Source organism: Pedobacter sp., from assembly GCF_035566355.1.
Lineage (GTDB): Bacteria > Bacteroidota > Bacteroidia > Sphingobacteriales > Sphingobacteriaceae > Pedobacter.
On the sequence record NZ_DATMRL010000046.1, the window covers coordinates 1 to 9,877 of the forward strand.

Annotated in this window: 13 protein-coding genes and 1 pseudogene; 10 read left to right on the forward strand and 4 right to left on the reverse strand. The window is 38.8% G+C overall.

All coding sequences use genetic code 11. The annotated features are described in order from the left end of the window. Positions 1–156 precede the first annotated feature (156 nt). Together VNZ46_RS01645 and VNZ46_RS01650 are read left to right on the forward strand one after the other, a co-directional pair. A complete protein-coding gene (locus tag VNZ46_RS01645) occupies positions 157–1,554 on the forward strand; it encodes a radical SAM protein (RefSeq protein WP_325558330.1) in 1,398 nt (465 codons plus the stop codon). Next, complete coding sequence (locus tag VNZ46_RS01650; RefSeq protein ID WP_133777550.1) at positions 1,551–1,820, forward strand: hypothetical protein; 270 nt, start codon at positions 1,551–1,553, stop codon at positions 1,818–1,820. The genes VNZ46_RS01645 and VNZ46_RS01650 overlap by 4 nt, the downstream gene beginning before the upstream one ends. 68 nt (positions 1,821–1,888) lie before the next feature. On the opposite strand, the gene VNZ46_RS01655 is transcribed toward VNZ46_RS01650, so the two are convergent. Next, entirely contained in the window at positions 1,889–2,056 is a 168-nt protein-coding gene (locus VNZ46_RS01655) for a hypothetical protein (RefSeq protein WP_325558331.1), read from the reverse strand. A 66-nt stretch (positions 2,057–2,122) separates the two neighbouring features. Next, on the reverse strand, positions 2,123–2,515 hold the full coding sequence (locus tag VNZ46_RS01660; RefSeq protein WP_325558332.1) for a hypothetical protein: 393 nt from the start codon (positions 2,513–2,515) through the stop codon (positions 2,123–2,125). A 41-nt stretch (positions 2,516–2,556) separates the two neighbouring features. Between VNZ46_RS01660 and VNZ46_RS01665 the strand changes: the two genes are divergently transcribed. The 4 genes from VNZ46_RS01665 to VNZ46_RS01680 all read left to right on the forward strand — a co-directional run bounded on the left by VNZ46_RS01665 (position 2,557) and on the right by VNZ46_RS01680 (position 5,343). Continuing rightward, the gene (locus VNZ46_RS01665) at positions 2,557–3,018 is read left to right on the forward strand and encodes a DUF1569 domain-containing protein (RefSeq protein ID WP_325558333.1); all 462 of its coding nucleotides are present in this window, start codon (positions 2,557–2,559) and stop codon (positions 3,016–3,018) included. Positions 3,019–3,232: 214 nt separating this feature from the next. Next, the gene (locus VNZ46_RS01670) at positions 3,233–3,397 is read left to right on the forward strand and encodes a hypothetical protein (RefSeq protein WP_325558334.1); all 165 of its coding nucleotides are present in this window, start codon (positions 3,233–3,235) and stop codon (positions 3,395–3,397) included. A 108-nt stretch (positions 3,398–3,505) separates the two neighbouring features. Further along, positions 3,506–4,282: an SDR family oxidoreductase gene (locus VNZ46_RS01675; protein WP_325558335.1), complete on the forward strand. Its 777-nt coding sequence runs from the start codon at positions 3,506–3,508 to the stop codon at positions 4,280–4,282. Positions 4,283–4,536: 254 nt separating this feature from the next. Further along, positions 4,537–5,343: a phytanoyl-CoA dioxygenase family protein gene (locus tag VNZ46_RS01680; RefSeq protein ID WP_325558336.1), complete on the forward strand. Its 807-nt coding sequence runs from the start codon at positions 4,537–4,539 to the stop codon at positions 5,341–5,343. A 223-nt stretch (positions 5,344–5,566) separates the two neighbouring features. Here the strand turns inward: VNZ46_RS01680 and VNZ46_RS01685 are convergent, their stop codons facing one another. Then, positions 5,567–6,283, reverse strand: a complete 717-nt coding sequence (locus VNZ46_RS01685; RefSeq protein WP_325558337.1) for a 2OG-Fe(II) oxygenase — start codon at positions 6,281–6,283, stop codon at positions 5,567–5,569. Positions 6,284–6,361: 78 nt separating this feature from the next. Next, positions 6,362–6,739, reverse strand: coding sequence for a YybH family protein (locus VNZ46_RS01690; protein WP_325558338.1), 378 nt, complete (start codon positions 6,737–6,739; stop codon positions 6,362–6,364). A gap of 142 nt (positions 6,740–6,881) precedes the next feature. Between VNZ46_RS01690 and VNZ46_RS01695 the strand changes: the two genes are divergently transcribed. The 4 genes and pseudogenes from VNZ46_RS01695 to VNZ46_RS01710 all read left to right on the forward strand — a co-directional run. Continuing rightward, positions 6,882–7,478 (forward strand): methyltransferase domain-containing protein, encoded by a 597-nt coding sequence (locus VNZ46_RS01695; protein ID WP_325558339.1) that lies wholly within the window; start codon positions 6,882–6,884, stop codon positions 7,476–7,478. A 45-nt stretch (positions 7,479–7,523) separates the two neighbouring features. Continuing rightward, the gene (locus VNZ46_RS01700; RefSeq protein ID WP_199082851.1) at positions 7,524–8,231 is read left to right on the forward strand and encodes a Crp/Fnr family transcriptional regulator; all 708 of its coding nucleotides are present in this window, start codon (positions 7,524–7,526) and stop codon (positions 8,229–8,231) included. A gap of 400 nt (positions 8,232–8,631) precedes the next feature. After that, complete coding sequence (locus VNZ46_RS01705; protein WP_325558340.1) at positions 8,632–9,195, forward strand: RNA polymerase sigma-70 factor; 564 nt, start codon at positions 8,632–8,634, stop codon at positions 9,193–9,195. Positions 9,196–9,281: 86 nt separating this feature from the next. Then, positions 9,282–9,877: pseudogene (locus VNZ46_RS01710) on the forward strand (hypothetical protein); the annotation flags it as partial.

Genomic DNA, 9,877 nt, shown 5'->3' on the forward strand with positions numbered 1-9,877 from the left:
TGCTTGCTTCTTATCTCTTTTTTCGCTTTTGTATGGAGTTTATAAAACCTGATTATGTATTTAGTTTCGGTTTATCTGTGATACAGCTGGCCTGTATTGCCGGATTAATATATTATTATAAATTGTTTGTTAACCCCTCAAAACTACTAAAATCCTATGCCTGAACGCCCATACATTTACTATGATTACACCATAAGTCTTTGCAGTACCTGTCTGAGAAGAATTGATGCTAAGATCGTTTTTCAGGACGATAATGTTTACATGCTTAAGCATTGCCCAAAACATGGACGCGAAAGGGTATTGATTGCAACCGACATTGCCTATTATAAAAGCTGCCGGAATTATGCAAAAAGAAGTGAAATTCCCTTAAAATTTAATACTTCTACCCATTTTGGCTGTCCTTATGATTGTGGACTATGCCCGGACCACGAACAGCATTCCTGCTTAACCGTTATTGAAGTTACTGACCGCTGCAACCTCTCCTGTCCCACCTGTTATGCCATGTCTTCACCCAGCTATGGCCGTCACCGAACACTGGAAGAAATTGAACAGATGTTTGACGTGATTGTCGCAAATGAAGGGGAACCTGATGTAGTACAAATCAGTGGTGGAGAGCCGACTGTACATCCTCAGTTCTTCGAAATCCTGGATATAGCCAAACGCAAACCCATAAAACACCTCATGCTGAACACCAATGGCATCAGGATCGCAAAGGATGAAAAATTTGTAGCCCGTTTGGCTTCTTATATGCCCGATTTTGAAATCTATCTGCAGTTTGACTCCTTTAAAAAAGAGGCTCTGGAAAAACTACGTGGCGAAGATTTAAGGGACGTAAGAAGAAAAGCTATTGAACATCTTAACAAATATAACCTATCTACAACTTTAGTCGTAACCTTGCAGAAAGGGTTAAATACCGATGAAATCGGAGAGATTATCGAGTATGCCTTAAAACAACCCTGCATCCGGGGTGTTACTTTTCAGCCAACCCAACAAGCCGGTCGCCTGGAAAATTACAATCAGGCCACTGACAGATATACTTTGACTGAGGTCAGATCGGCTATTCTGGAACAAACTGATGTATTTACAGCTGCTGATCTTCTTCCGGTTCCATGTAATCCAGATGCCCTGGTTATGGGCTATGCGTTAAAACTAGGCGGAAATGTTTTCCCATTGACCCGGCTAATTGATCCCAATGATTTGCTGGACAATTCCAGAAACACAATTGTATATGAAAACGATGAGCATTTAAAACCACATTTGTTGCATATGTTTAGTACAGGTAATTCTGTAGAGGTGGCAAATGAACATTTAAAATCAATTCTGTGCTGTTTACCTGCCATTGACGCACCTGAATTGAGTTATGATAATCTTTTTAGAGTTATTATCATGAACTTTATTGATGCACAGAATTTTGATGTTAGAGCCATAAAAAAATCTTGTGTGCATATTGTTAATAAAGACATGAAGATCATCCCTTTTGAAACCATGAATCTTTTCTACAGGGATGATAAGATGGAGTATCTAAACGTTCTTAAAAATGAAGTCAGTATATGATAGAGCAACAACAAAATAAGAAACCTGGTGATTTGAAAATACTGGGTATCAATCTGGGTATCTTTGCAGTGTATTCCATTTTATGTATATATACCGGTGGCGGAGATGGTGGTATTGCAGCTTTTATGTTTGCTGGGTTCCACGCTTTTATTTGTGTCATCCTGGCTATTGTTCAAAAGCGATGGATCTGGGTGTTGGCCGCTTTGCTTATTCTGGTGATTGGTTTTGCAACTTGTGTGAGCAATTTTAAGTTAGACATCAGGTAAGGCATCGATAGCACCCTGCAAAAAAAAGATATATCTTTTTTTTGCAGGGTGCTTACCTGGCTTTTCGTCTAATCTGGATTTTCCTTCTCTTCTTTGTTTTCTACCCATTCCATCCTGTCTTTCTCTCTCGTTTTTGGCAACACCGGAGGCGGACCGCCCAGCCCAACGCCAAAAGAGGCCAATATAATTAAGATACCAAGCCCGGTAAGACGCAGTATTTTTTTTAACTGTTTCATAGAAAATGATGTAACCGGCCTACAGGCCGCTAGTGTCCGTTAATAAATTTGAATAAATGAAGGGAACTAGGACAGATTACAGAACTGATTTCTTCTGCTGAACATAAAAAATGCCTTTTTAAGGAATTCTGTCTCTAAGGATGCAATCAAGAGCATCAGGATTGCCATGAGCATTAACTTAACAAGAATTCCTACAGAATAGATCAAAGACAAAATCTCCTGAGATACATTTAGAATTTTATAGGCCAGCTTGATTAAAACCCTTTGATGCAGAAAACTCTTGTAATAGATCTGGGTTTTCTTGAAGCTCTCTGATTGAACGGGCTGGTCAGTTATCGCTTTGGTTTCAAAGCCAGAAGTTCTTGAAGCTATGATACCAAATGAATTCAGCGAACCAAAAAAAAGTAGAATCGCCAGCATGATATGCGGGAAAATTCTCCAGTTTATTTTTCGTTGCAAATTGTTCATCTTTATCAAAGATAACAAAACCAATCGTCACTATGGCCTTACCTAATATTTTTAAAAAGGATGTTTCTGTTGAAGTTGTTCAGAGAGTCAAACAGCTTACGCCTGATACCATTCCAAGCTGGGGAAAAATGAATGTTGCACAAATGCTTGCCCACTGTAATGTGACCTATGAAATGGTCTATGAAGAAAACAAACATCCTAAACCAGGATTTTTCATGAAGTTAATCTTAAAAAATGTAGTGAAAAAAATTGTAACCAATGAAACCCCTTTCAAAAAGAATGGACAAACAGCCCCTCCTTTTTTAATTACTGACATCAGGGATTTTGAAGCAGAAAAGAACAGATTGATCCAACATATTGAAAAAACGCAGGAACTTGGAGAAAACCATTTTGAAAATAAAGAATCCCACTCCTTTGGACAACTCAACTCGACAGAATGGAACAACATGTTTTATAAGCATCTGGATCACCATTTAACTCAATTTGGTGTATAATTATTTTTATTGATTCTTACTTCAATGTTAAGTTTCAATTCTCTATTTAACATAAAGATAATATAAAATTAACGATAATTTTACGTCAATTAGCGGCTGTAAATTAACATTATCCATGAGTAAGAAGAAGAGACTTGCAGCGAAGTCTGCGAAAAAACAGATCCGTAAAGAGTTAGACATTAAAATTCTGAAGGAATTTGAGTAAGCGATCAACATGCTTGGTCATGATTCAAAGGAAGTCAAAAAAGAATTAAAAAGAGCTTCTGATAAACTATCAAAAAAGCTTGCAAAAAAAGCAAACAAAAATCTAAGCAATATCATTACAACTGAAGTAGCTGTTGAGGATAAAGCTGAAATAGTAGCAAAAAGCAAAGCTTAGCATAACAGGGTCTGTATTTCTTTGCAGACCTTTTTTCTTTGTTGCTCTTTTCTTGTTTTAAAAATCCGTATTGGAAATTAAACATTATATTTCGCCATAAAATGGAATATGGATAAATATGCTTTAATTACCGGGGCGAGTAAGGGAATAGGAAAAGAAATGGCGCTGGAACTCGCAAGGATTGGTTATCACCTTTTATTAGTAGCCAGATCGGAAGATGAACTCTCCCTTCTTTCTACACAAATTAAAAACGATCATCAAGTAAAAGTTTCTTATCTGCCTCTGGATCTTTCTTTATCTTCAGCTTCTGGTGGAGTGTTCAAATGGATTCAGGAACTACCTGTTGCTCCTTCTATTCTGGTTAATAATGCAGGCTATGGTTTGTTTGGTTCATTCGAGGGTCTTTCCATAACAGATCAGTTGAACATGCTCCAGCTCAATATCAATACAGTTGTAGAGTTAACGCATCTCTTATTGCCCCAGCTTAAGCTTCAGGAAAAAGCCTTCATATTAAACATAGCCAGTACTGCAGCCTATCAGGCTGTTCCACGTTTGGCTGTTTATTCAGCAACAAAATCGTTCATCTTATCTTTTAGCCGCGCATTACGGTATGAACTAAAATATTCTACAGTTTCTGTAAGCTGCCTTTGCCCTGGACCTACCAATACAGGGTTTGCCAGCCGAGCAGGTCTGGACGCCTTTGCAGAGCTGGCAGATAAATTTAACATGTCACCCGAAACTGTTGCCAAAGCAGGCTTAAAAGGAATGTTTAACAAAAAAGCAGAAATTATACCAGGCTTCATCAATTGGATTTCTGCTTTTGGTGCCACCCACCTTCCTAAATCACTAATAGAGAAAGTTGCAGCCGGCTTATACAAGGAATAAAAATTTATTTTCAAATAAATTCTTTATATCAAATAATTTTATACTTTTGTAAAGTCTACTAATAAAGTAGACTTTATTTCAATGGATCAAATCAACCACAACCACACTGCATGTACCATGCGAATGTCCCTTCTCAAAGGGACCGGTTGTTGCTGTTGTTGTTAATCTTTGTTCTTTACTGATTAATCTCTTCTAACCGGCCTAACCAGCGGCTGGCCCATCTTATCTTTTTCTAAACCCAAATCCTTTTAACCATGAACCAACAATATGCACAATTCACTCTAGGTCATAAAATCACCACTGAACAACAAGACTTCTTCAATGAAAATGGCTTTATCCACTTCAAAAACTTTATAAAAACAGAGACTGTTCAGGATGTGATCCGGGCATCTGAGCAAGTCCAGTCGGAATGGATAAAAATCAATAAAGTTAAGGTTAATGGTATTCCGGTAAAATACGGGAAAGACCTGGATGGATCTCCAATAGTACAGCGTTTTGCCTTCTTAAATCAACAGCATCCTCTGTTTGCTGAACTGGCACAAGATCCACGGCTGGAAGTTTTGTTAAACCTTATTGCCCCGGGTGCAAGACTGGGAACAGAAGAAAAGGACGGCATGGTACTCAATCACTATGTGAATAGCGAGGAAAGTAAGTTTACTCAAATGGGTTGGCATACGGATGGCTTACGCGACATTTTTCAGGGTTTAAAACTAAACCCTATGCTAAATATCGGAATTCATCTGAATACCTTAAGCCTGAAGAATGGCGGACTAAGAATTTTGCCAGGAACGCATAAGCAAAGTTTGTACAACCTCCTTTTCAGAAAAAAGTATTTTCTGGATAACCATGCGGATGCCAGTGAACTGGCCATTACACCGGCTGCAGGAGATTTAACTGTACATGACGGACGTTTATGGCATCGGGTGGCACAATCATCCGTCACCGGAGAATCAAGCCGGCGAAGAGTTATTTACCTGCCTATTATAGCCGGCAAATATGAACCTAAAACAGAAAACAGTCCAACCGCATTTTATCAGCGCTTTGCAGGATTGGTAAAATAATTGCTTATGATCATTGCCTTGATAATTACCTATTTATCCAGATCCGGAAAGCTGAATAATTTACAATTATTTTGTTCTGCCAGATTAACAAGGATAAGACATAGATGGATGCTCGTAAAAAAAGCATAAAAAGAGAAACTCGTTCATACAGTTTATATTTGGTTAGAAAAGGGATGTGCGTGGATGCGACATCCCTTTCTTTATCTTTAACTTTTATTTCCGATCAGGACAAGGCATCATGAAAAATAATCCCAAGACTATGCCGCTCACCGCTGTGCAGCGGGCTCACACCATGTTTCATATTCACCCTGTAATAACCTTTTGTACCTTTAACCGGCCTGAAGTTCGTTGTAAATAAAAGCATATCACCAAGGTCGGGACGAAGTACATTTGCTTTAGATTGTGCTCTTGGAATTTGTTCAGTTAAAACAAACTCGCCACCTGTATAATCCTCAATACTATTTAAGAACAACACCAATTGTATTGGAAAATAAATCTCTCCATACAAATCCTGGTGTAAAGTATTAAATCCCCCAACTCCATATTTTAGAATTAAAACAGTGGGTTTTGTTTGTCCGTGATCCGCACAACGCTTCTTCATCTCCTTGTGTATAAGTGGAAATCGTTGATCAATATTTAATTCGTCCATCCAGACATTAGCCACAGGTGCAATTTTAGCATATACTGCTTCCCGTATACTGGTAATCAAGGGGGGCAAAGGATACTGAAAGTATTTATATTCACCAATTCCAAAACGATACCGTTCCATCGTAATGGTCTTACGGTAGGCATCCGCGAAGCTATAATTTTCTATTAGTTGTTTGCATTCCTCTTTAAGAAGTACGTTTTTTACCAGCACAAAACCTTTATCGTGCAATTCTCCGGAAAGGCTTTTCCAGTCTTTTTCTTCCAGGCGTTCATCTAAACTTTGTATCATCATATCAATTATTGAAGACACAAAATTAGCCTCATAATATCGGCTTAAAAACCCGGATCTTGCGCAATTGACCCTATTAAACTACTTGTTTAAAGACACATACAATTCACACTGTGTAAGCCACTTGCCTTTAACTTTTCGCCACATTGCAGAGTAGTTCCCCCAGTACTTATCATTTTTATAAACCCATTTCCCCTTCTCCCATGCTAAATCTCCCGCTTCTCCAACTACAATTTCATCGGGCAAACGTTCAAATACAGGACTGCTCCGGGAAAACATATATTTCCAGTCGGCGGCAATAAGGGCTTTACCTATGGTATGACTGCCATCACCAGCCACCTGGACGAAATCAGGCATCCAGTATTTAGAAACACCATCAACATCTTTTTTTGCAATACAGGCATTGGAATTCAACCGGCATTGTCTGATAAAATCTTCTTCTTTTTTAACCGTAAACATAGACATCAAATATAAATAACAACTGATACCAAAAATTAAAACATGATAAATATCATCTTTTACACTGATCTTCTAACACAACATTCACTTCCATAACCCTTTATTTTCGTTCAAAGAAAGCGCTCTTCTAAAGAGATAATAAATGAACACCTCATCACCGAACTTAAACCTTTACCAAAACGACGAAACATTCGACCTGCAATTTTCATCCAGAATACAAAAATTATCCAAAATTCACTGGAGTCCACTGAATATTATCAAAGTTGCAGCGACCTTCCTTGCTCCCCAACCTGGAAGTAAAATTATTGATATCGGCAGTGGTGCCGGTAAATTTTGCATTGCTGCAGCTCATTATTGTCCGGAGGCAGAATTCTATGGAATAGAACAGCGCAAAAATCTTTACCACATTTCACAACGATTAAAAAAGATTTCAGGATTGAGTAATGTCCATTTTACCCATGGAGATTTCACAGAGATCAATTTAAAAGACTATAACGGCATTTATTTCTTCAATTCCTTTGCCGAAAATTTATCTAGTTATGGAAGAATTGACAACAGCATACAATACTCTCCAAGCCTTTACAATTACTACGCAAACTACCTGTATAAAATACTCGAAGAAAAACCAATAGGAACCAGATTGGTTACCTACCATGTCGATGAAAACGAAATTCCCACTTCTTATAGACTTACCGGCAGCGGTTTTGACCAAAAGCTAAAACTTTTGATTAAACATTAATCACCTGCCATTTTAAAAGCATCCTTATAACGGTATCTTTGCTACATGAGCTTATCAGGAATCTTCCCCATAGAGAAATGGAATTTCAGCACCCAAACGGTAGTTAATGCCCTTACGGAAGCAGAATATCAGTCCCTGATCACCAAACAAGGCGCACAAAAGTACAAGAAAGGCGAGATTCTTTTTAAAGAAGGTATGGTGCCTTCAGGTATTTATTTCATCCACCAGGGTAAAGTCAAAAAATACAAAAACGGGCCGGCCAGCAGAGAACAAATTATTTACGTAGCTAATAAAAATGAATTAATTGGCTATCACGCAATCCTTGCAGAAGAGCGCTACCCGGATTCGGCAGCAGCGCTTGAGGAAAGTCTAATTACTTTTATACCAAAAGAAGACTTTCTGGATATCCTACAACAGTCCACCACATTTGCAAGACGCCTGCTGAAAGCATTAAGTCACGAATACAGTGTATTAACCAATAACCTTTCTGTCTCCAGCCAGGGGACTGCAGCCGAAAGACTTGCCCTAGCCCTCATTCTGATCCGCGAAAAATCAAAAACAGGAACCCCCGCCGGCGAAGAACCCAGCATCAACCTTTCCAGAGCAGACCTGGCAAATATGGCCGGTATTGCTAAAGAAAATGTGATCCGTTTACTGAAAGAATTTAAAAATGAACAGATTATCCGGACAGAAGGCCGCAAGATATGGGTCAATGATATTGTTAAATTGGTTAACCGCAGCAATTACAAATAAGATTGCCGATTATCTGACGGTTTTGTTTTAAAAATATGTTTTTTTATCTCTCTGGACCTTCCGCGAAGAGCTTCAGGTCCTGATGTTCGATCATAAAAACATATTTTTCTGGGTGCAGACCGGATTAAATGCAAAAGAAGATGATTAAAATAATTTATCTCTGCTCCATACCGGTCACCTCCCTCCTCTGCAATTTGCTACGGAAAATCTCGTACGCTGCGGAAAGACCTCAGAGATCTGTCCGCTCCTTCAGCGGACCTGATATCGTTAGTCTTGAAGCGGCTGTACAGAATTTTCCGAACAATTTCCCGAACAATTCCCCATCCAATTTCCGCTTCTTAAGATCTTTTTATTTTGGAGGAGAATTAATATTTATGTAGGTTAGTATACCCAAACAAAAATGTCATATAAAAGCCATAATGATCAAGAACTAACAGATTTGCTTAAGTCTGATGACAGGCTGGCTTATACTGAAATTTACCATCGCTATCATGCGGCTTTATACATTCATGCTTTCAAAAGGCTTCAATCAAGGGAAGAATGCAAAGATATTGTTCACGAATTGTTTACGGTCTTATGGATTAAACGCAGAGAGATTAACTTTAAAACAACGCTCTCCGGTTACCTGTACACCTCAGTTCGAAATAAAATATTCGACCTCCTTGCCAAACAGAAATTAAAGGTTTCCTATACGCAATCCATCCAGCATTTCGCAGAAACCGGACTGGTTACCACAGATCACCTGGTTAGGCAAAACCAGCTTACAGCACTTATAGACCAGGAAATAGCAAACCTCCCGGAACGCACCCGACAGATTTTTGAATTGAGCAGAAAGAAATTCCTTAGTCATCAGGAAATTGCGAAGGAGCTAGACCTTTCTGAACAAACTGTAAAAAGCACTGTAAACAATGCTTTAAAAGTACTTCGCATTAAATTTGGTTCTTTACTGTTTCTATCCCTTTAATTTTTTTTTATTTCCTTTACCCCCAAGGCCATTCTGCTTCGTCTTTAATCTTTGAATGCGGAAGGTACGCTCCTTCCACCGCTAATATGATGCAACAAGAGGAAATAGACCAACTTTTACAAAAATACCATAAAGGCACCTGCACAGCCACAGAAATTGCTTTTTTAGAAAGCTGGTATGCCCAATGGAATAAAGATATCCCAATAGCCCTGACGGCAGAAGAATTGCATGAGGATCTCCTCTCCATTAAGGAGATGACGACAACCCTGCAGCCGCAAATCAAACATAAAAAACTAAAACAAGGGCTTTTGGTAGCAGCTTCGCTGTTCCTGATCTTAAGTACCGGCCTTTACTTCTATATACAGGTACAGATCAAAAAGAAATCCGCCTATAATTTAGCGCTTCACGATCTTAAACCAGGAAGCAATAAGGCAATTGTAACCTTGGCAAACGGTCAAAGGCTTAACCTGAACAGCCTTAAAGGCGGTATTGTAATTGAGGATTCCGAACTTACCTATAATGACGGCAGCCCTGTTATCCCAGCTCAAAAAGGAACTGAACAATCAGAGCCATTAACAGTATCAACCCCAAAAGGTGGCCAGTACCAAATCACCTTATCAGACGGAACCCGGGTATGGCTAAACGCAGCATCTTCCATAAAGTTCCCTTCTAGTTTCTCCAA

Excerpts from the sequence above, each read along its gene's own strand:
- VNZ46_RS01675 (WP_325558335.1), top strand. The coding sequence starts at position 3,506 with ATGGATAAATATGCTTTAATTACCGGGGCGAGTAAGGGAATAGGAAAA.
- VNZ46_RS01665 (WP_325558333.1), top strand. The coding sequence starts at position 2,557 with ATGGCCTTACCTAATATTTTTAAAAAGGATGTTTCTGTTGAAGTTGTT.
- VNZ46_RS01680 (WP_325558336.1), top strand. The coding sequence starts at position 4,537 with ATGAACCAACAATATGCACAATTCACTCTAGGTCATAAAATCACCACT.
- VNZ46_RS01695 (WP_325558339.1), top strand. The coding sequence starts at position 6,882 with ATGAACACCTCATCACCGAACTTAAACCTTTACCAAAACGACGAAACA.
- VNZ46_RS01645 (WP_325558330.1), top strand. The coding sequence starts at position 157 with ATGCCTGAACGCCCATACATTTACTATGATTACACCATAAGTCTTTGC.
- VNZ46_RS01655 (WP_325558331.1), bottom strand. The coding sequence starts at position 2,056 with ATGAAACAGTTAAAAAAAATACTGCGTCTTACCGGGCTTGGTATCTTA.
- VNZ46_RS01650 (WP_133777550.1), top strand. The coding sequence starts at position 1,551 with ATGATAGAGCAACAACAAAATAAGAAACCTGGTGATTTGAAAATACTG.
- VNZ46_RS01690 (WP_325558338.1), bottom strand. The coding sequence starts at position 6,739 with ATGTTTACGGTTAAAAAAGAAGAAGATTTTATCAGACAATGCCGGTTG.
- VNZ46_RS01670 (WP_325558334.1), top strand. The coding sequence starts at position 3,233 with ATGCTTGGTCATGATTCAAAGGAAGTCAAAAAAGAATTAAAAAGAGCT.
- VNZ46_RS01705 (WP_325558340.1), top strand. The coding sequence starts at position 8,632 with ATGTCATATAAAAGCCATAATGATCAAGAACTAACAGATTTGCTTAAG.
- VNZ46_RS01685 (WP_325558337.1), bottom strand. The coding sequence starts at position 6,283 with ATGATGATACAAAGTTTAGATGAACGCCTGGAAGAAAAAGACTGGAAA.
- VNZ46_RS01700 (WP_199082851.1), top strand. The coding sequence starts at position 7,524 with ATGAGCTTATCAGGAATCTTCCCCATAGAGAAATGGAATTTCAGCACC.